Raw genomic sequence first — 20,982 nt, 5'->3', positions numbered from 1 at the left:
TTTTCTCCGAGACGTTTTAAAGCTATTCAAAATAAGAGAAGGCTGCCGATTAGTATCGACAACCTTCTCTTTCTAATTAACCGGAGTTAGCGGCTCTTTTCCATTTAAAATTCTTACAAGGTTTTTAGCTGCTATTTCAGCCATCTTTCTTCTAGTTGCGAAGGTGGCACTACCTATATGGGGTGCTAAAACCACGTTATCTAATTCTTTTAATCCTGCTTCTATTTGTGGCTCTCTTTCAAAAACATCAAGACCAGCTGCCCAAATTTTCTTTTGTTTAAGGGCTAAAACCAGCGCCTTTTCGTCAATCATTGAACCCCTTGCGGTATTTATCAATATGGCGCTATCTTTCATCATTTCTAATTCGCTTTCGCCTATCATGTGATAAGTTTGCTCTGTTAAGGGGGCATGTAAAGAAATAAAATCCGATTCTTTTAAAAGAGTCTCTTTATCAACATACTGAGCGTTAAGTTCATCTTCAAATTGCCTGTTGCGGCTACGATTATGATACAAAATCTTCATGTCAAAACCTAAACTTCTTTTTGCAAAAGTTTGACCAATGCGGCCAGCTCCGATAACTCCTAGGGTTTTGCCTTTGATATCAGCACCTAAAAAAAGATTGGCACCCCAGCCTGTAAACTTACCTGCTCTGGTAAATTCATCGGAAGGAACTATCTTTCTTGCCGCTGCCATAAGCAATGCCCAGGCTAAGTCTGCAGTTGCATCTGTTAACACTTCAGGAGTATTTGTTACTGTAATGTTTTGTTCATTAGCTGCTTCGATGTCTATGTTGTTGTGCCCTACTCCATAATTAGCTATACCCTCTAAATTTTTACTTGAATTTATAATCTTTTTTGTTATAGGGTCTGTGATTAATGATAGCAGTCCATGAATCTCTTTTGAGTTTTCTAATATCTCATCTTCAGTTAAGCTCTCTTTCGAGCTTACCTCAACATCAAAATGCTTACTTAAAATCTCTTTCGCTTCTGGAAAAATTTCTGCTGTAATGAATACTTTTTTTCTAGACATTAACTTGCACTCCTAATCTAAGAATTTTTGTATTTCTAGAGAATAACCATTTGGGTCTTTTGTGAAAAAGTGGTATATGTTAAATTTTGGGTTGACTTTTGGTTTGGGAACATCTAATCCAGAATTTATAAGACTTTTATAAACTTTGTCTACATCATCGGTAAGTAAAGTTATTATAGGGCTTTTCTCTTTAGTTAATACCTCTAAGTGACTACAAAAGCCTATTTTACCCCCTTCTCTTACTGAGTAAATCTTACATAAACCTTGATCTTTGTAGAGATTAAGACCAAGAAGTTCATGATAAAATTTATGTGTTTTCTCTAAGTCGTCGGTTCCATAAAAAGCTACCATTCCAGTCCAGTTTGTAACCATAATACGCTAGCCTCCTTTGAAGTCTGCCAGTAGACTCTTTTTATAATAGGTAAGAAACTAGAAAACTGACATCTTCTAGTTTCTTTTAATATATTATTTGCTGTTTATTATTTTGATGAAATCACTGCATTTCTAAGCTGTATATACGGCATTAGTGTTTGACCATTATTTAAGCGTTCTTTGGAAATAGCTTTAATGTCCTCTAGCATATCAAACAGGTTTCCTGAAATCATAGTTTCCTTTATGGGATATTGAATTTTTCCATCCTTAACATAGTAGCTATTTTTTGCTATGCCAGAGAAGTCACCATTTGGTGCTGGCTGCCCTCCTGAAAATCTAGCTAAAATGATTCCCTGATCCATAGATTTAACCATCTCATCAAAACTCTTATCTCCTGGTTCAATTACTATACCTGAATAAACAGAGGTTGATGGTCCTCTTTCAAAGCCAGTTTTAAGAGCGCCGTAATAATTTAGGAGATAGTTTTTTAGTACCCCATCTTGGAAAAGATAATCGTTTCTATTAACAAAGCCATCTTTTCCGAAATAGTCTTTAAATGCAAGCTTTCTTGAATCTGGCTCAGTTTTTATAGTAAGCTTTTCATCTAGTAGTTTTTCTCCAATTTTTCCTTTAAACTTAGATATCCCGGAAATCATATAATGGTTAGATAAATGAGATAACAAAAAGTACGTCATTGCACTCATGCAATCGGGAGTTATGATAACATCCCCCGTAAACTTTTTCTGCTCAATAGCCTTTGGTTCTAGATGATCAATTGATTGTTCTAACAAATTACTTAATGCCCCTAATTGCAATATAGCTCTATCTAAATCCTTAGTTGTTTGAACCGTGTAGTTAAAAGAAGACGTTTTTTTATTTTCTTTGGCAAAGAACATTACAGTAAAGTTATACTGACTATCCTCAGAATACAGCTCTACACCACCTGTATTTTGATAATAACTTTTTATTTTATTATGCTCTAAAATAGCTTCCTCGATGACTAACCTATCATATTGCTCATTTACACCCTTTATAAATTCCTTAAGTCGCCTATGCATCATTTCTACATCTAATTGTGTTTCGCTATCCTTAAATTCCTTTTTTAATTCTCCATTTGGAATATCATTAGCTGGGTCTGGTTCTGAGTTTTTAGCATTTTGTGTAACTTCCATTGCAGCTTGTTCTATAGAAAGCTCATCAACTTTATTAAGTTTTATAACATCTTTTTTTTGATCGATAAAAGCTGTCATTTCAATGTTGTATTCTTCTAAACTCCTTAACAGGCTAACCTCTCCTGAGTTGATATTCATCTCTTCTTTAATTTCTTTGCTTACATTAACCTCTGCCTTTTGCGCACCTTTGTCCTTTAATTGACTCAAACATAGTTTTACTAGCTCCATTTTACCGTCCTCCTATATTGATTTTACATTTTATAGCAGGTCCACCCATTCCTACAGGAATACCTTGTTTTTTACCACACATTCCTGAATTGCTCCAAGACATTTCATCAGAAACCATGGTTATTGTTTTAAGCATGTCAAATGCTACTCCAGAGATTGTTGTGTCTTTGATAGCTCTTGTGATTTTGCCTCTTTTTATCTCGTATCCATTTGGCACTCCAAACATAAACTCACTAGTAGAATCTGCCTGACCATTACTTGGCTTAGTTAAATAATATCCATCATCTATAGACGCTATCATATCTTCTAAGTTGTCTTTTCCTGGCAAGATTGCTGTGTTTCTCATTCTAACTAGCGGCTCGTCAGAAAATGCATATGCTCTTGCATTACCGGTAGGCTGATGCCCTAAATCTACAGATAGGTCTTTATTATTCATGAAGTTTTTCAAGATACCATCTTGTATAATAACGGCATCTTTAGGCTTTGTACCTTCATCATCAATATAAACAGGAACTGGACAAATATCACCATTATACTCATATGCAAAATCCACTAAAGTAACTAGCTCACTAGCCACTTTTTGCCCTAAATAATCTTTTGCTACTGAACCGCTTTTAACCATATCAGCCTCTGTGGTGTGACCGATTGCTTCATGGGCTAAAATCCCCGCAAGATTTGAATCTAAAATAACGTCTTTATAGCCAGCTTCAGGATATACTCCCTCTGATTTTTCCCGCACCTTTTTGTAAGTTTCATCAACTTTTACAAATAAATCTTTAGGATTATCAAAATAATCTTCGTATTGCCCTAGCCCCCCTAAAACTTCATAGGAATCGTACGTAACTCCATCTTTTTCAAGGGATAGACTTATCATAACTATGGTCCGAGGGGTTAAGGTATAACCTGCAGCCCCAAAAGAAGTTAACAAACTTTTTTCCATATCCAAGTTATTTATTACAAAAGTGGACGATTTTAAATCTTTATAAGTGGAAGTAGCATATTGATGTAAGGCTTTTAAAAAATCAATCATTTCTTTGCGAGATACTAAGTTTTTCTTGGTCGAAAAATCCTTAATTACCTCAAATGATTCATGGGGTAATGGGCCTTTATTTTTCTTTTCTAAGCTAGAAAGCCTGTAGGCATTTTCTTTAGCTTTATTTAAAACTTTTTTCACCGATTCCTCATCAATTTTAGGGCTGGCTGCAAACCCAAATACACCCTTGTGATAAATTCTAGAAGAAATCCCACTTGATGTGTTTTTCTCGTTACGAACTAGATTTCCATTTACAAGTGCTATAGCTACATTGGAGTTTTTTTGAAGCCGTAGCTCGGTATGGTCTGTGAAACAGTCTTGAAAACCCCTTAAATAATCTAACTTCACACGCCTCTCCTCCTTATTTTTCTTTATTTTCTGGCTAATAAAATAATTCTACAAAAGAAACTAAGTTCCCTTTATTCACCTCATTTTTTTTGCCATTACTAATGTATGTGACGCTTTGATGGTTTTATGATTTATATATTGTCTTACTGCGCTTTGCTGTTGTAGGTGGTTTTGACAGAATTATATATCCTGCCACTATAACTAAAGCGGCAAGTAAAAGCAGTAACATAATCCCGTTTGCAAGGTTTATTTTAGAGTTATCTAGCAAAGTAGCATATTCTCCGCTGATGACCTTAGGGATGTTTAAGTAGGTAAAAGGTGATAAATGGGCAGTTTGCTTTAGAAGTTGACTAAATTGATATCCCCCCACACCGATTGCCGCTGTTAAACTCATTACGCCTACCTTGTTTCTTATAATCAGCGCCACTACATTAGTTATAGCGGTAAAAAACAATGCAAGTGCTATAAACAACCCTAAACTTTCCAATAAATGCCTACCAAGGGTAACAAAGTGGAAACCCCGGTTCCAGTTTGAAACAAAAACTTCTGTTCCGGTGTAATCTTCTGCACAAACAACGGACTCAGGATCATACCGTAAAATCGGATAATTCCAATCTCCGAAACGATCTGCAACAGTGGATACCAGTAAAGCTATTAAAAAGAAAGCAATACAACTTAACACAACCGCTGTTTTCGCGTTTATTAACCCACCAAAAAACAGATTTTTATCTGATACTGGCTGTGTTTTCAAAAGTGCAAACGTCCCTCTTTCCGAAGCAACCCCACCCCCAAGTATGAAGATAAATATCACAAGGGGTATGAAGTAAATATACCTTTCAAAGTAGTGGTAAAGTATAAATAAACCACTTTCATCAACCATTCTGATATTATTCTTTTTTAGGAACTGTACGTGCTCTTTCGGGATATTTTCAAAAATATTTGTCAGTTGGTTTTGAGGAAGTAGTATGGGGGTAACACCGCTTTTTAAAAGCAACTTGGTTTCTTCTAAACCGACCTGTGTGGAAAATTGTGCCGGTGTTCCCCTTTGTTCAGAAAGTCTCATAGCTCTACCGGTTTCGATGTCACCAGTTCTTGATTTAATATCAAAAAGTTGGTATTTGTATAACGGTTCCCAATTCCCCTGATGGTAACCTTCCACAGCAGCTTTGATTTTTTCTGATCTTGTCTTTAAGTATTGTATACCTGCTTCCCATTCTTTTTTGGCTGTATAATAGCTTTCTTCATCTTGAGCATTTTCTAAGCTTCTTTCCATATTCTCCTTTGCTTCAGGAATTGAGTCAAACTGGATTCTATCCATCTCATTTTCTAACATCCCTATATAAGTTAACTCAACTTCGTCAGCTTGCTGTGAAATAGTTGAAAATAAAAACACAACTAAAATTATTAGCAGACCAAAAGTTTTAAGTAGCAGTCCTTTTCTTACAATTTTGCGCCACTGAAATATATTTATATTCCACTTTTTAAAGCGGAAGTTTCTTATTTTACCTTTGTTAAATGGCCTTTTGAAATTAGAAACATAAAGCAAGCTCAGTTGTTTTTGTGGTATATAAATCGCCAGCAAAATGCATAAACTGCTCCAGGCGAGCATAGTTAGGGGATACATTAAATCTGAAACTTTTGGTGGTTGTGACAAAATATCGTAGTAAAAGTGGTAGAAAGGATTTATAACGTTTTGAAGTGGAAAAATCCAATCAGCTAAAAAATAACCTACTATCAAGACGGTGCTCGCAAAAATTAAGGTGGTAAAAGAGTTTTTACAAGTTTTATTAAATATCATTGCCACGCTAAAAGCAAAAAAGCTCGCGAAGATAAAAAGTAATGATGCCCTAGCTAGATACAAACTGGTGGTAACTATGACAAAGGTATCATCTGTTTTTAGCACTTGAGGGTAATTAAGTTTTATTGAATAATCACTAAAAATAACAGGAATTATAAGTCCCACTGCAGTCACCATAATTAAGAAAATGGCAATCACCACAGCTAAGCTGGCATATTTTGAGATAATCAGTTTCCATGTTGGGATAGGCTGAGTTTTTAGTGTAGCCCATGTTCCTTCGTCCTTCTCATCGGAAAGTCCAGTTCCAAAAAAGAAAACTAGGGTTAGAATCCCCACTATTTTAAATAAAAATGATGAACTCTGAATTAGGTTTAAGTGTGGTGACTCAGGGTACTTTTCGTCCTCATAAAACATGTTATGCTCTAGCAGCCATGCGTTTTTCCCTATGGCTATTTCTTTATCAAGTCCTTGTAGGTGCAAAAGGGGTTCTCCCCCCATTTTTTCATATGTCACAACATCGTGATAAAATTCTGCCTCGAGAATTAAGGACTCTTCCTGTTGAGCTGCACGCCAATAGAAAAGTGATCTTAGCATATCTTGGGTTTGTAGATATAACTCAGCTTCTTTCTCGTTAAGATCGCGATTTTCTCTAGTTTGTATAAACCCCTCCTGCTGAATTCCAATCGACCTAGCATACAGTCCTATTTTACTTCTCGCTTCTAATCTAGCATTCGAGTATTGAGAAACATTTTGATAGTATATTCCCGCTGTAATTACAGTAACTACAATCAATAGCCAACCTATTTTTTTACTTTTAATTAGTTTTTTAGCCTCAAACTTTAAAAGCCCCCACATGGTTTTACCTCCCCGATTATCATTTGATAGCTCTTTAGATTTTCGCATTTTTTAGACCTGCCAACATACCTTATATCTAAGCATGTCTTATAGTAAACCAAAACAACCGAGTCGTTGTCTATAGCTCGATTGTTTTGGTTGTTTCTATATACGCGCTGCTAACTTTTGCTTTATATTTTTGAACTTCTTAGTATCTTTACCTGAAACAAAATAGCCCAAAATAACAAGTATAACTGTTAGACTCAAAAGCAATATACTTCCAGTTAAAAGATGAATTTTAGGATTGTTCATTAATGTTGCAAACTCTCCGCTTATAACTTTAGGAATGTTTAGGTAAATAAAGGGGGAAAGGTGGGCTGTGTCGCCTAAAAATTGACTAAATGCATAGCCACCAGCACCAATTCCTGCAGTTGTCGTAAATACTCCAACCCTCTTTTTTATAAGTAAAGATAAAACAATAGAGGTTGCAGTTAAAAAGATCGCAATTACAATAAACAGCACCGTACATTCTACTAAGAACCTTGAAATAGGTATAAAGTGAAAACCTCGATTCCATCCCCTCACAAAAGTTCTAGTTCCTGTATAGTCAGGCGAATCAACTACTGGCTCAGAATCATAGCGCAAAATAGGATAATCCCAATCTCCAATCCCATCTGAAATCGTGGATACTAAAAATGCAGTTATAAAAAACATTAAGCAACATATGACAATCATAATTTGCCCATTTAGCATTTTACCAAAAAATAGCTTACTACGTTTTATAGGTTGAGTCATTAAAAAGTTAATAGTAGATTTCTTTCCCCTATCTTGTGAAAGGCCACCGCCTAATATAACTATAAAAAATAAAAGAGGTATTAGATAAATGTATCTTTCAAAATAGTGATAAAGAGTAAAAACTCCATTTTGACCTACTCTACTTCGGGTAGTTCGAGCTTTCGTTTCATCATGATCAAAAATATTTGGAAGTCGATATTGAGGTGTTAATATCGGCTTAATATCTTTGTCCTTTTTTAACTTAACCTCTGCTATTCCAGCATTAACTGAGAATTGCCTCGCTGATCTTCGTAGATATCCTCCTTCAGTTACCTTAAGATCAAAAATTTCATAGTCATAAAAATGTGACCAGTTCCCCTTGTTGTAACCCTCAACTGCAGCCTTTTTCTTATCTACTCTAGTGAAAAGTGTTTCAAGGCGACTATCCCATCTAAGTTTAGTTTCGTCATATACCGTTTCATGGGCATTTTCTAATTCCATTTCCATCCTTTCTTTAGCTTCGGGAATTGTTTCTTGTGTATTAATTTCTATTCTCTCTTCTAAGCTACCGATATACCCTTTTTCTGCCTCGGTAGCTCTTTGCGATATGGTGGAATAAATAAAAAGAATCAAAATAAACAACATAGCAAAAACCTTTACTAAAATTCCTTTTCTCCTTATTTTTCTCCACTCAAAAATATTGAAGTTTAAGAGGTTAGGTATTTCACTTCTTATCACTCCGTTTTTAAAAGGTCTTTTAAAGTTTTCCTGGTAAAGAAAGTTGATTTGCTTTTCCGGTATAAAAATGGCTACTAAGACAAATGCTCCGCTCCACAAAAGTAAAATAACGGGATAAAGGATGTCCTTTAAATTAGGAAGTTGGTTTAAGGTAGGGTAGTAAAGATGATAAAAAGGGTTAAATACCGTCTGGAGTGGTTCTAGCCAGCCTGTTAGTACATAAGCCAAAGCTATAAATGCGGAAGTAATTATTGTTGAGGTAAAAGAGTTTTGAGATATCTTGTCAAAAGCCAGTGAAATGCTCAAAGCAAAAAAAGCTACAAAGCAAAACAAAACCACTGCTCGCGCTATATATACACTAGTTGTAACTATGGTAAAATCATCTCCGGTGGTTAACACCTGAGGATAGCTAAGGGTTATTTCATATTCGCTGAAAATAGCAGGAAGAAATAGTCCCGTAAGTACAACCATTACAATAAATAAAGCAATTACAATCGATAGACTAAAATATTTTGCCAATATAAGCTTCCATATTCGTATAGGTTGTGTTTTTATGGTAAACCAAGTATGTTCACTCTTTTCTTCGCTAATTCTCCCTCCGAAAAAAATAATTAAAACTAAAATTCCTGCTAGCCCAAAAAGAAAAGATGAACTTTGAACTAGATTTAGATGGGGAGAGTCAGGATAGGTCTCATCCTCATAAAAAAAGTTATGCTCCATTAGCCAATTATTTTTAGCTATGGCTATCTCTTTTTCTACTCCTTGAAAGTGAAGTAAAGGATCTCCCCCTAACTTTTCTTCATATTTTATCAAGTCATCATAAAAGTCTGCTTCATATGCAAGCAGCTCCTCCCACTCACCAAAATAAAATGCAGTACTCCATCCACTAGTTACGGCATTATACCAATACTGAACTGACCTTAACATGTCTTGGGTATGCTGGAATTGTTGCGCTTGGATCTCATCTAGGTTTCCTTTCTTCTCTCTAGCTTGAATAAACTCATTTTGGTGTATACCTATCGACCTTCTATAAGACGCTATTTCATCTAGGGTATCTCCTCTAACATTTGAATACTGCGAGACATTCTGATAATAAATCCCAGCTGTGGCTATAATAACTACAACTAAAAGCCATAAAAGCTTTTTGCCTTTGCATAGTTTTTTTATCTCAAATTTTAAAAGCCCGAGCATTAGCTATCCTCTCCAAAAATCATTTTGTATCGCTCTTCAGAACCCCATATCTTTTTTTGAATATCATCAAGGATAATGTTATTTTCTTCTAGAGCCAAAAAAACAGGATATAAGGATGATGCTTCCTTAAACACCCTTACTTTTTCATCTACTATTTCAACGGGTATCTCTTTTTTGGCTAGAATTTCTTTTGCTTGATCTACGTTACCTAAGCTTAAGTCATAACAGGTTTTTTCATATACCGAAATATCTTCTTTTATCAGATTCCCATTTTTTAAAAACATTATCTGTGATGTTAGACGGTCGATTTCAGCTAAGTTATGAGAAGATAGCAATATTGTGGTATTAGCTTTATATAATTGGAGCATAATTTTACGAATCTTTATAGCGTTTGACGGGTCTAATCCATTTAGCGGTTCATCTAATATCAATAGCTTGGGCTTATTTACTATGGCCATTGTCAAAAGCAAGTGCTGTTTCATCCCCAACGAGTAATTGCCTACTTTTTTGTGCATGTAAGAGTCAATCCCAATCCATTTAACAGTTTCTAAAATTTTTTCTTTTGTTATCCCTTGTATGTCACCTATAAACTGTAAGTGGTCATATCCTGTTAGGTAATCGTAAAGCACAGAGTTGTCCTGCATATATGAGATTTCTTTGAAAATATCAGGATTTTTGTTACTTTTACCTAGTACTGAAACTTCACCCCCGTTAGATGTAAGTAAATTAGTTATCACATTTAATAGGGTTGTTTTGCCTGATCCGTTAGGGCCTACAAGTGCGATAATTTGAGGCTCGGTAATTTCGAAAGATATTCCCTTTAAAACTTCTTCTTTCCCATAAGATTTTCTGACATCTTTAACTGACAAAATCATATTTATCCTCCTTTATAAAATATCCTTTGCTTATATAGACGTATAAAAGATGCAAAAAGTTTCAATTTTGCACAAATATTTAATAATTACGATACTTTTATACAAATTTATTATCAAGGTAATAATAACTTATAAGCACTAGATAAAATGTTTTCTTGTATTAAAACAATTTTTGCTAGGAGGTTTTTATGAACTCAAAAAATAATTTTCGGCTGGAAAATGATGCATTAGGAAATATAATGGTTCCTTCAGATGCGTACTATGGACCCCAAACTCAGCGTGCTGTTGAAAATTTCCCTATAAGCGGGCTAAAGCTTCCGCGCTCGTTTATTAAAGCACAGGGAATAATTAAAGCTTCAGCGGCTACAGCAAATATGGAGCTTGGTTTACTTTCTCCAGATATCGGGAAGGCTGTTATTGCAGCCTCTGAGGAAGTTATCGAAGGGAAGTGGGACAATCAATTTGTAGTTGATGTTTATCAAGCTGGCGCTGGCACTTCACAAAATATGAATGCTAATGAAGTAATAGCCTATCGAGCTCAAAAGATAGCCGGTGGTTCTTTAGATATACACTCTAACGACCATGTAAATATGTCGCAATCAACAAACGATACTTTCCCCTCAGCATTAAACATCGCGGCAGTTGAAACTATCACTGAGGGTCTTCTTCCGGCGTTGGCTAGATTTCAACAGGAGCTACAAAAAAAGGCAGACCAATTTATGCCTGTGCTAAAAGCAGGTAGAACACATTTGCACGATGGAGTGCCAATGCGGCTAGGTCAGGAGTTTTCTGGGTTTGCAGAGACAATAGGGGCTGTTATCAAACAAATAGAGTCTAACCTTAATGATTTACACCAAATAGGCTTAGGGGGAAATGCAGTTGGCACACAAATTAATCTAGATCCTAAGTACCCTTCTAAAGCTATATTAGAAGTATGTAAAAGAACTAATGCGCCTTTTAGACAACCTGTTAATATTTTTTCTTTTATGCAAAACATGAATGAACCCATCCGGTGCATGTTAACACTTAAGGAGCTAGCTATACATCTAATTAAAATTACTAGCGATCTTCGTTTACTTAGTTCTGGTCCTAGAACGGGACTAGCTGAGATATTGCTTCCTCCAATACAACCTGGTTCTACCATAATGCCAGGGAAGGTAAACCCCGCTATTTTGGAGATGACTCACATGGTTTGCTGCCAAATTATTGGTTATGAAGCTGCAGTTTCAACAGCTGGTAAAGCAAGTCAGTTAGAAATTAATGTTATGATGCCGCTTATTGCCCACACGTTTTTACATTCAATCGAGCTGTTAACCAACACTACCGAAACATTAGTAACAAAATGCATAACCGGTATTCAAGCTAATACATCTACCTGTCAAAAGTGGATGGAGGAAAGCCTTTCGTTAGTTACAGGTTTAAGTCCAATACTGGGATATGACGCTGCGTCACAACTAGGAATTAAAGCAGACTCGGAAAGCAAAACCTTAAAGGAAGTTTTGCAGGAAAAAGATCTGCTAACCGAAGAAATACTTAAGGCCATCGACCCTAAGGGAATGGTTTGAGAACAAATATAATGTTAAAAAGCAAAAACCTAGTGTTAAGCTAGGTTTTTGCTTTTTAACATCATATTCAATTAAAGGCGTTATTATTTGAAGACACTCTTTCTCATCCAATATCTAGCAGCTTCTGTTCTATTTGCTACGTTTATCCTTTTAAAAATTTTGCTAATATAGTTTCTTACTGTTTTCTCTGTTAAATTAAGGTGATGACCTATTTCCTTATTGGTTTTCCCCGAGCTTATTAGCTCTAAAATCAACTGCTCTTTGCTAGTTAAGTTGTCGTCGCCATTTTCTCCGATGCTTTTTACCTCTTTTAGTACATCTTTAGTAATTTTAGGATCTAACACAGATAGACCCTGATAAACTTTTATTATCGAATCAAACAATATATCACTTTCTGCACTTTTTAGTAAATAACCATCAGCTCCAGCCTTTACGGCTTCTAATACCATATGTTTCTCCGTAAAGGCTGTTAGAATAAGCACCCTACACTGACTGCATCTTTTTTTGATTTCCTGACAGGCAGTAACGCCATCGCCATCTGGTAATTTTATGTCTAATAAAACTATATCAGGCTTTGCTTTAGAGATATTTTCTAGCGCCTCTGAAATACACTCTGCTTCACCACATATTTCGAAATCTTCATGATAATCCAGAATTAGTTTAAGTCCCTTTCGCACAATACTATGGTCTTCCACTAGAAATAATTTAATTTTGTTCACTTATATTCCCCCATGGTATTGATATCAAAATTTCTGTTCCAGTATTTTTCTCACTATTTATCTGAAAACTACCGCTAATTTGTTTAGCCCGTTGCTTCATAGAGTTTAATCCTATGTTTTTAGAACTTGTTTCAGACATGGTAAATCCTATCCCGTTATCCATAATTCTTACCTCTAAAGTGTTTATGCTAGATGTTAATAAAATTTCTACTTTTGAAGCTTCTGAATGTTTAGCGACATTGCTTAACCCTTCTTGAATAATGTAATAGATCTGAGTGGCTGTATCTTTAGTTAACTTACCTAAGTTATAATCGGGAATCCTATAAGCAAAGGAAACTTTTGCATCTATTATTTTATCAAATTGCTCCACTAACATTTTCACATTTTCATTAAATTCTTCTACATCTATCACCTTGCTAGAGTCTCTTATCATAAACTTTCTAATAGAACTAATAGAATGGTTGATGCTTTTTTTTATATCTAGAAGCAGTTTTTGCTGTAGGTCATCATCTTCTTTCTTTATAGCAAACTCCACCTGCAAACCGGTTGCAAAAAGGTCTTGAATAACATTATCATGAATCTCTCTTCCTAATTTTCTTCTCTCGTCATTTACAAGCTTACTTTGATTGAGCTGCTGCAACTTTTCATCTCTTTCCCAGTTAAATATATAAATTATTCTTAAAAAAAGTAGGTTAATAGTTATCCCAGTTAATGTTTTTGCTACTTGTACCGGAAACCCAAATACCTCCATAAACATATCATTATTGATTAGATTAGCGGGAAAAAAGTCATGATATCCTACAATCAATCCATCTAGTAGACCGTAGACTAAAAAAGCAATCGCAAGGGCCCTATACTTAATTGCTATTTTATATATTTTTGACTTTCTTATAGCACTAGCATCTGTTAGCAACGCAATACATGTTATTACACCAGCCGGAAAAGCCATAAAGTACCTAATAAATATTATATTATAAATAGGCTGATCTATATGTTGAACAAAACCGTGCCGTACGCCTAAAAAAATAAATATCATTAGCCATACACTAAAAACAGTAGATATATAAAAGCTAAAATAACGCTTAAACTTAGGAGCAAGTAGGTTTGCCCCAAAAAGAAATAATGCTACAAAAGATACCGCTTTGAGAAGGCTATTAAATACAAACATTTGTAGGTAATAGTCATTATATAGTCCGGTCCAAGTAAGCATAGTTACAAACTCAGTTATGCCATGAGCAACTCCGAAATACCCTAGATATTTTATATTGTTTACAAAGGCAAAATTACTATTTAGTTTACTACTTTGCTGTAAGGCTGAGATACCTAGATTGACAAAAGCAAAGCCATACACCAAGTAAAGAAGTACGAACTGCTGTGGTAACATAGGCTCCTCCTCTTAGAAAGCTAAATTATAGGTTATATTATAACACAAAAGGGCCTCATAAGAGACCCTTTTGTGTTATAAGCATCTAGTAGATGCCCCTGTTTAGTCCATCGATTATAGCAGAGAACACCTTATTTCCTCTAATGCTTGCTCCAGTATATCCATCAATATCTTCAATAAATTCACCAGGAGAGTGTAGGTCAAAAACTGATTCTAATGACTTACCCTCTAAATATTCAATGATTTGTTGGTGTTGCTCAGCTACTGGGTAAAGTGTATGGTCTTCATCAATATCACGGTAATCAATGCCGGAGTGATATAAGTGTCTGTAGCTTATATCGGTAAGCACATTATCCTCTAGGTGAAACTGAATGCTTACTTGTTGCTCTCCCCTGTCGCCAAAAATTCCTCTGTAGCGACCATCTTCGTAATCAGGTAGTTCTGTACTAAACTCATTATCTGGGGAGTACAGCCCTCTATTTAACCCATCCATCATAGCTGAGAATACTTTGTTTGCTCTAATAGTTGCTCCTGTGTAAACATCCACATCTTCTACAAAATCTCCAGGTGAGTGTAAATCAAAAATAGTTTCTAGTGGTTTACCTTCTAAGTATTCTAGAAGCTGTTCATGTTGCTCAACAATTGCATATAGGCTATCATCTTCGTCCATATCACGATAATCAATTCCTGAATGATAAAGATGTCTATAACTTAAATCTGTAAGCACGTTGTCTTCTAAATGGAACTGAATACTTACCTGTTGTTCGCCTCTGTCGCCGTAAATACCTCTATATCTTCCATCATCATATTCTGTAATCTCTCTGCTAAATTCACCATCTGGAGTATATAATCCTCTGTTTAGGCCATCTTGTATAGCAGAAACTATCTTACTTCCTCTGATTGTAGCTCCTGTGTAGACGTCGATGTCATCTACAAAGTCTTCTGTGGAGTATAAATCTGCAATAGCTTCTAGCGGTTTTCCTTCTAAGTACTCTAAAACTTGATCATGTTGCTCTAATACTGGATAAAGTGCATGATCATCGCCAATTTCGCGGTAGTCAACTCCAGAGTGATATAGGTGCCTGTAGCTTAAGTCTGTAAGAACACCATCTTCTAAGTGAAATTGAATGCTAACTTGCTGCTCACCTCTATCTTCATAGATACCTCTGTATCTTCCATCATCATAGAAGCCGTCTGCTACGATTTCATCTCCATTATCTACCACTGAGTCCTTTTCACCATTGTCAGCTGTTGAGGTGCAACCAACTGCTAGTCCCATTATTAAAACTAAGCTTAAAACAATCATTAAAAACTTTTTCATTAAATTATTCCCCCTTGCAATTTTGTTTGTTAAAAAGATAACTTGCACTTCCTACTACATGATAGCATTTTTTTGCTAAACACATAATAGTGACAAATGTCCTTAAGCTTGGACATTTGTCACTATTATTGGTTGGATATAAACTCTCAAAATAAATTGTTACTGTTATTTTTTAGATGCCAGCAAAGTCCCACATTTTGAACAAAACTTATCATCATGGCGAGGAAAATCTAAGTCGCATCTAAGGCAATTTTTTAGTTTTATATGGTTTTTTGGACTTTTTGCCAATCCATGGGATATGATTCCTGTAGGTACAGCTATAATGCCATATCCTACAATCATCAATACTCCTGCCAACAGCTTTCCTAGAGGTGTTTGAGGGGAAATATCGCCGTACCCTACAGTTGAAACAGTAACTACTGCCCAATACATGGACTCTGGAATGTTAACAAAACCATTTTCTGGGCCTTCAATTATATACATTAAAGAACCAACTATAATTATAATAAAGGATATGGTTAGTAAAAATACGGTTATTTTATGTCTGGCTAGCCTTAAGTGCTTAGAGAAGGTGACTGGACTCGCTTACATAACGTCCCATCTTTAGAACACTAAATAAGCGGAGCAGCCTCAAAATCCGTATAACAACTAAAAAACGAATCTGAGGAAAAAACACCGCACTGTTTATACTATTCCCATTAGTACTGTTTGTAAAGATATTGACCGCTCAAGACTAATTAATAAGCCTTCCACTTCTCATTAACACCTACTTCACATTAATGGCTATATCACCGGTGGATGTTGTTATTTTTAATGTTCCATCTTCTGAATTTAGCACTCCTTCAATTTTTCTATCTTTTAGGGTAACTGACTTTAGATCTAGCTCACCTATATCTATGCGGCCGGTGCTGGTGTCGGCTCTCAACCTTAAAGCTGGGTTAATTAAACTAACCTTTATATCTCCAGTTGAACTTTGAATTTTGTTGTTTTTGCCCGTTAGCTCTAATTTTCCGTTAAATTTTCCGGTGCTGGCTGCGACATCAACGGTTCCGTTTAAATATTCAATGGTAAGGTCTCCTGTGCTTGCTCTTTGTTTTAAGTTTCCATTTACACTACCTAAATAAACATCACCGGTACTGGTTTTTATATCTAAGTCACCTTTAAGGTCAGATATTATTACATCCCCTGTACTAGTTGATATGCTTAAGTCATTTGTTGCAGAAGCTATATCTATTTTGCCGGTACTGGATTTAAAAGTCCCTCCAAAGTCTTTAGGGATTTTTATGTTATAAGCTACTGTTGCTCCGCTGGAGCGATCCATATTTTTAGGAACTTTACTTCTTATTTTAATCCGCTTATCATCAGAATCTATTTCGATTTCGGTATTATAGGCGTTACTCTCTGCAGCCTCTTCTGTAGAAGCTATCCCCGTTATAATAGCTTCTATAAAAACCATGTCCTCGTCCCAATTTTCAACTGTAACGTCTCCTGTACTTGTTAAAACGTCCAGCTTAATTCCTTCATAATAGGCCGCTTTTAGCTCTTTTGTAGTTTCATACCTTTTGGAGTTAAGCCCTATGTTGATGTTAACGCTACAGCCTACTAAAAGGAAAGTAAGCAGCAATAAAGATATTACTTTTTTTATTTTAAACCCCTCCCAACTTGGTTAACTATAACCAGTAGTGTATTTACCCATTAATATATAATATAGCTTAGAACTCTTTAATTGCAATATATATTAAGCTTATTTAATATATTAATAAATATTTAATTTATCTTAAGCCTAAGCATCAGACCAAAAAGAAAAACCTCATCAACAGCCATTTACTTACTCATGGCTTGCTGATTGTTATTATAAACAAAGAGCTGACAAAAGCCACATATATGTCAGATACATAAATGTGGCTTTTGTCATTCAATTTTACAGCTGTATTTTAAAGCACTTCAATAATTCCAGCAATCATAACAATTATAATGCCAATTGGAATTATATATTTTAAAAAGGGGCCTACCCAACTTCCTATCCTAAACGATTTACTTTCTTTATTTGCCTCTTCCATTAAGGATTTTGTGCTCCATACATGTCCGGCAAACGCCGCTGTCAAAGCACCACCGAGAGGTAACATGATGCTATCTGCAAAAAAGTCGTAAGTGTCTAGAATATCCATACCTAAGAATTTAATATGATCTAAAGCACTGTAACCCAACACCGGTAACAACCCTACGAAAAAGGCTGCTATACCTATGCTTGCTGCCGCTTTCTTCCTTGGCCAATCTTTTTCATCAACAAAATATGATACAACCACCTCTAGAAGTGATATAGCAGAGGTAAGGGCGGCTATGGATAACAGTACAAAGAATAAAAATCCAACCCCCCCACCAAAAGGCATTTCTGCAAATACAGCAGGTAACGTAACAAATACTAAACCTGCGCCTTCATCAGGAGCAAATCCTAAAGCAAAAACTGCTGGGAATATAGCTAGGCCAGAAATAATGGCAATCAAAGTGTCTGCACCTATTACCTGAACTGAGCTACTAGGAATGTTCTCCTTTGCGGAAAGATAACTACCATAAGTTATAATAGCACCCATTCCAAGACTTAACGTGAAGAAGGACTGACCTACAGCACTTAAAATAGTATCCCAAGAAACTGCACTAAAGTCTGGCCTAAACAAAAATGCTATTCCTTCACTTGCACCAGGTAAAGTTACAGACCTGACGACCACCATGAGTAAAAGTACTACTAATATAGGCATCAACCATTGTACTACCCTCTGTATTCCTTTGACTACACCTGCGGAAATTACACCTATTACAATCACCATAAACAGTGCATGATAAAAAATCGGCTTAGCAATTCCTGTTTTATGACCGCCAAAGAGTTGATCTGTTGCCTCTATCCCTTCCGGAAAGCCAGCTATTGATTCTATGATAAAAGCTAGAGACCAACCAGCTATTACTGAATAATAACTTAATATAATAAACCCTGCTAAAACACTCACTCCTCCTACAATCCACCATGGAGTATTAGGAGCTAGTGCCTTAAACGCCCCTATCGGGTTTCTTTGAGTTTTTCTACCGATTGAAATTTCGGTGACCATCAAGGGATAACCTATAAAAGCTACCGCTATCAGATAGATAACTAAGAAAGCTGCACCACCTTGTTCACCGGCAACAAATGGAAACCTCCATACATTGCCCAGCCCTACGGCAGAACCTGTGGCTGCCAGGATAAATCCTAACCGTGACTTCCATTGTTCTCTTTCTTTTAGCATATAAATACTCCCTCCTGAGATATTTATTAAATTCTAAGGCATGTTAGCTAACGATTTGGCTTAAAAAATACCACCTCCGTCGTAATTTATTTAAACGAAACTTAACGTTTCGTTATTTAAGATAGTTATGAATCATTAAGTTGTTAGGATTGATTTTATTTAACTGATAATTTTAAATATACTGTCTATGTAGCCATCTTCTAGCTTTAAAACCAAAATCCTTCCCTGATTAAAAACTTTTTTTAAAAATTACTTTAGAGTCTATGCTTAACTGCCACTTAGATCTGAGCGCAAAAAAAGCTGCCGACCGCAGTCGACAGCTTTTTATCATTTTTTAAGTTTATGCGTCCATCACTGTTTCCATTACCTCATCAAGCTGCTCTTGTTTTGTTGCAAAAGAAACTGCTATAAAGGCAATAAGTGATAGGACCATAGATAGAGCCCCGATATATATACCATTAGGAAGTTCATAAACACCTATGGTTGCTAAAATCTCAAAGCCCACGCTAGACACGAGCCCAACTATTATAGAAGCAATGGCACCTTCTTTAGTGGCACGCTTCCAATTCAACCCAAGACCCAAAACAGGTGCTAATGCTGCTGCAAATGTTCCCCAGCCAACTGCACCTAATAGTGCTATACCATCATCACCCATCTGTAGAACAGTTACCACAGTAATTACTGAGATGGTAACAACAGCTATCCTTCCATAAACAAGCTGTTTTTTATCAGATAGTTTTTTGCCAAATGCCCTAGGTAAGTCCCTTACGGCAGCAGCTGAAGCTATGTTTATAAAAGCATCACATGTAGACATTATCGCTGCAGCCACACCAGCTAGTACAATACCAGCTAGAACAGGAGGAGTAAATTCTGTTAAAAATACCAAAATCGCATCGTCAGGGTTAGCAAGAGGAGCTATTTCCCCTGTCATAACAAGATAGCGCATAACTAAACCTACTCCAAAAAATAGCAAGCCACCAAGAATAGCAGGAACAGCAGCTACTGCCGGCCCCCATTTAAGTTTGTTAACGTCTTTTATCATATATAATCTAGAGACAACGTGTGGTTGCCCCACAATTCCGATAGATAGCGCGAAAAACCAACTCATAGCCACCATTGGTCCCACTAGCCCCCAAGGGCCTACAAACTCAGGCATGGCAGTTCCCATATCTGTAAAGGGTTGTGTAGCTATCGTTTGTGTAATGTTTGTCAATCCATCTCCTGTAGTTAAGGTTAAAATAAAAACTAAAAATGAACCAACTGCCATAATTGAACCCTGAAAAACACTGGTGTATGTTCCTGCCAAAATTCCACCAGCTGCAGAATAAAGGGCAACTATTGTCATTCCTATAATAACACCTTGAGTAACACTTATAGCAGGAAAAATATATGCAATTATGGTTCCTAAAGCCAACACTTGGGTTCCTAAAAACACAACAATTCCCACTAAGGTAGCAACTCCAGTTAACCCACTGGCAGCTCTACTTTTAAACCTATAGTAAACTGCATCAGCAACCGTCATTGCCCCTGTAGCATCAGTTAAAAGGCGCATTCTTTTCCCTAAAATATACCAAGCCATTGCAAAAGATATTGATGTAGGAAAAGTGAACCAAAGAGCTCCCATTCCTACCGAATATGTCAATCCTGGTCCCCCAATAAATAAGAAACCGCTAAGTGCTGTCGCAAATACTGCCATAGCAGCGACAAAAATTCCTAAGCTTTTACCTGCAATAAAAAAATCTTCCGAGGTTTTCGTCCTACGCATAGCCCAGATACCTATGGCAAAAACACCAATAAGGTATATAACAGCTATGGTTATAATAGTATTCACATCTCTCAACTCCTTTCAATGATCAATTTACGATTCTTTACGGAATTTGTTTTCCAAAGTTTTTAGCTCTTCTTTGGTAATGCAATCTTTTTCAAAGAAGTAGCCATATGCATAAGTTCCAAGAATAAACGGTAGAATCCAAACTACATAAACCATAATCGCCGTTGCAACTGGAAAACCTCCAATATAAACCGACGGTTCTGCGGCAGTGTCCATTAAGTTCATAGTAACAAATCCACCTAACCATACTACCAAAACAGAGATTAAAGATGCTTTATAGCCACTTCCAATAGAGCCGTTTCTTAAAGCACCTAAAAACATCCAAGCAAACATTAACACTGGGAACGATAGAGCAAATAAGTAAACAAAATCCCCAAATAAAGCCACTAGCATTAGCACTGCAGCCAATAAAATAACTTTTACCATTTGATCATTCATCAAAGGACCTCCTCTCTAAACTATAAAGTAATATAATTGTCACTTTATAAACAAGCA

The 20,982-nt window shown here is 36.0% G+C and carries 16 protein-coding genes; 1 reads left to right on the top strand and 15 read right to left on the bottom strand.

All coding sequences use genetic code 11. The features are described from left to right. Positions 1-72: 72 nt before the first annotated feature. The 7 genes from PRVXH_RS04050 to PRVXH_RS04020 form a co-directional block, all read right to left on the bottom strand. Entirely contained in the window at positions 73-1,029 is a 957-nt protein-coding gene (locus PRVXH_RS04050) for a D-glycerate dehydrogenase (protein WP_353894034.1), read from the bottom strand. A gap of 12 nt (positions 1,030-1,041) precedes the next feature. Next, positions 1,042-1,401 carry a VOC family protein gene (locus PRVXH_RS04045; protein ID WP_353894033.1) on the bottom strand — a complete coding sequence of 120 codons (360 nt, stop codon included), beginning with the start codon at positions 1,399-1,401 and terminating at the stop codon, positions 1,042-1,044. A 107-nt stretch (positions 1,402-1,508) separates the two neighbouring features. After that, positions 1,509-2,801: a metallopeptidase TldD-related protein gene (locus tag PRVXH_RS04040; protein ID WP_353894032.1), complete on the bottom strand. Its 1,293-nt coding sequence runs from the start codon at positions 2,799-2,801 to the stop codon at positions 1,509-1,511. A gap of 1 nt (position 2,802) precedes the next feature. Then, complete coding sequence (locus PRVXH_RS04035; protein ID WP_353894031.1) at positions 2,803-4,182, bottom strand: TldD/PmbA family protein; 1,380 nt, start codon at positions 4,180-4,182, stop codon at positions 2,803-2,805. Positions 4,183-4,306: 124 nt separating this feature from the next. Then, the gene (locus tag PRVXH_RS04030; protein WP_353894030.1) at positions 4,307-6,883 is read right to left on the bottom strand and encodes an ABC transporter permease subunit; all 2,577 of its coding nucleotides are present in this window, start codon (positions 6,881-6,883) and stop codon (positions 4,307-4,309) included. Between the two features lie 96 nt (positions 6,884-6,979). Beyond that, entirely contained in the window at positions 6,980-9,517 is a 2,538-nt protein-coding gene (locus PRVXH_RS04025) for an ABC transporter permease subunit (protein WP_353894029.1), read from the bottom strand. Further along, the gene (locus tag PRVXH_RS04020; protein WP_353894028.1) at positions 9,517-10,392 is read right to left on the bottom strand and encodes an ABC transporter ATP-binding protein; all 876 of its coding nucleotides are present in this window, start codon (positions 10,390-10,392) and stop codon (positions 9,517-9,519) included. Before PRVXH_RS04020 ends, PRVXH_RS04025 begins: the two co-directional genes overlap by 1 nt. Positions 10,393-10,580: 188 nt before the next feature. On the opposite strand from PRVXH_RS04020, the gene PRVXH_RS04015 reads away from it, so the two are divergent. Then, entirely contained in the window at positions 10,581-11,957 is a 1,377-nt protein-coding gene (locus PRVXH_RS04015; RefSeq protein ID WP_353894027.1) for an aspartate ammonia-lyase, read from the top strand. Between the two features lie 83 nt (positions 11,958-12,040). Here PRVXH_RS04015 and PRVXH_RS04010 read toward each other — a convergent pair whose 3' ends face one another. The 8 genes from PRVXH_RS04010 to PRVXH_RS03975 all read right to left on the bottom strand — a co-directional run bounded on the left by PRVXH_RS04010 (position 12,041) and on the right by PRVXH_RS03975 (position 20,925). Then, entirely contained in the window at positions 12,041-12,676 is a 636-nt protein-coding gene (locus PRVXH_RS04010; protein ID WP_353894026.1) for a response regulator transcription factor, read from the bottom strand. Next, positions 12,663-14,060 (bottom strand): sensor histidine kinase, encoded by a 1,398-nt coding sequence (locus PRVXH_RS04005; protein WP_353894025.1) that lies wholly within the window; start codon positions 14,058-14,060, stop codon positions 12,663-12,665. The genes PRVXH_RS04010 and PRVXH_RS04005 overlap by 14 nt, the downstream gene beginning before the upstream one ends. 85 nt (positions 14,061-14,145) lie before the next feature. Further along, positions 14,146-15,381 (bottom strand): hypothetical protein, encoded by a 1,236-nt coding sequence (locus PRVXH_RS04000; RefSeq protein ID WP_353894024.1) that lies wholly within the window; start codon positions 15,379-15,381, stop codon positions 14,146-14,148. A gap of 165 nt (positions 15,382-15,546) precedes the next feature. Then, on the bottom strand, positions 15,547-15,918 hold the full coding sequence (locus PRVXH_RS03995; RefSeq protein WP_353894538.1) for a potassium channel family protein: 372 nt from the start codon (positions 15,916-15,918) through the stop codon (positions 15,547-15,549). Positions 15,919-16,147: 229 nt separating this feature from the next. Continuing rightward, entirely contained in the window at positions 16,148-17,005 is an 858-nt protein-coding gene (locus PRVXH_RS03990; RefSeq protein ID WP_353894023.1) for a hypothetical protein, read from the bottom strand. 310 nt (positions 17,006-17,315) lie between these two features. After that, positions 17,316-18,656 (bottom strand): sodium-dependent transporter, encoded by a 1,341-nt coding sequence (locus tag PRVXH_RS03985; protein WP_353894022.1) that lies wholly within the window; start codon positions 18,654-18,656, stop codon positions 17,316-17,318. 340 nt (positions 18,657-18,996) lie between these two features. Beyond that, positions 18,997-20,487, bottom strand: coding sequence for a hypothetical protein (locus PRVXH_RS03980; RefSeq protein WP_353894021.1), 1,491 nt, complete (start codon positions 20,485-20,487; stop codon positions 18,997-18,999). 27 nt (positions 20,488-20,514) lie between these two features. Further along, on the bottom strand, positions 20,515-20,925 hold the full coding sequence (locus PRVXH_RS03975; RefSeq protein ID WP_353894020.1) for a hypothetical protein: 411 nt from the start codon (positions 20,923-20,925) through the stop codon (positions 20,515-20,517). Between the last annotated feature and the right edge of the window lie 57 nt (positions 20,926-20,982).

Source organism: Proteinivorax hydrogeniformans, from assembly GCF_040515995.1.
Classification (GTDB): domain Bacteria; phylum Bacillota; class Proteinivoracia; order Proteinivoracales; family Proteinivoracaceae; genus Proteinivorax; species Proteinivorax hydrogeniformans.
The sequence above is the reverse complement of the archived record's forward strand: the minus strand, read 5'-3'. Positions and strand labels throughout refer to the sequence as shown.

What these genes read in the sequence shown, in the direction of transcription:
- PRVXH_RS04050 (WP_353894034.1), bottom strand. Translation starts at nt 1,029, where the DNA reads ATGTCTAGAAAAAAAGTATTCATTACAGCAGAAATTTTTCCAGAAGCG.
- PRVXH_RS04045 (WP_353894033.1), bottom strand. Translation starts at nt 1,401, where the DNA reads ATGGTTACAAACTGGACTGGAATGGTAGCTTTTTATGGAACCGACGAC.
- PRVXH_RS04040 (WP_353894032.1), bottom strand. Translation starts at nt 2,801, where the DNA reads ATGGAGCTAGTAAAACTATGTTTGAGTCAATTAAAGGACAAAGGTGCG.
- PRVXH_RS04030 (WP_353894030.1), bottom strand. Translation starts at nt 6,883, where the DNA reads ATGCGAAAATCTAAAGAGCTATCAAATGATAATCGGGGAGGTAAAACC.
- PRVXH_RS04025 (WP_353894029.1), bottom strand. Translation starts at nt 9,517, where the DNA reads ATGCTCGGGCTTTTAAAATTTGAGATAAAAAAACTATGCAAAGGCAAA.
- PRVXH_RS04020 (WP_353894028.1), bottom strand. Translation starts at nt 10,392, where the DNA reads ATGATTTTGTCAGTTAAAGATGTCAGAAAATCTTATGGGAAAGAAGAA.
- PRVXH_RS04015 (WP_353894027.1), top strand. Translation starts at nt 10,581, where the DNA reads ATGAACTCAAAAAATAATTTTCGGCTGGAAAATGATGCATTAGGAAAT.
- PRVXH_RS04005 (WP_353894025.1), bottom strand. Translation starts at nt 14,060, where the DNA reads ATGTTACCACAGCAGTTCGTACTTCTTTACTTGGTGTATGGCTTTGCT.
- PRVXH_RS04000 (WP_353894024.1), bottom strand. Translation starts at nt 15,381, where the DNA reads ATGAAAAAGTTTTTAATGATTGTTTTAAGCTTAGTTTTAATAATGGGA.
- PRVXH_RS03985 (WP_353894022.1), bottom strand. Translation starts at nt 18,656, where the DNA reads ATGCTAAAAGAAAGAGAACAATGGAAGTCACGGTTAGGATTTATCCTG.
- PRVXH_RS03975 (WP_353894020.1), bottom strand. Translation starts at nt 20,925, where the DNA reads ATGAATGATCAAATGGTAAAAGTTATTTTATTGGCTGCAGTGCTAATG.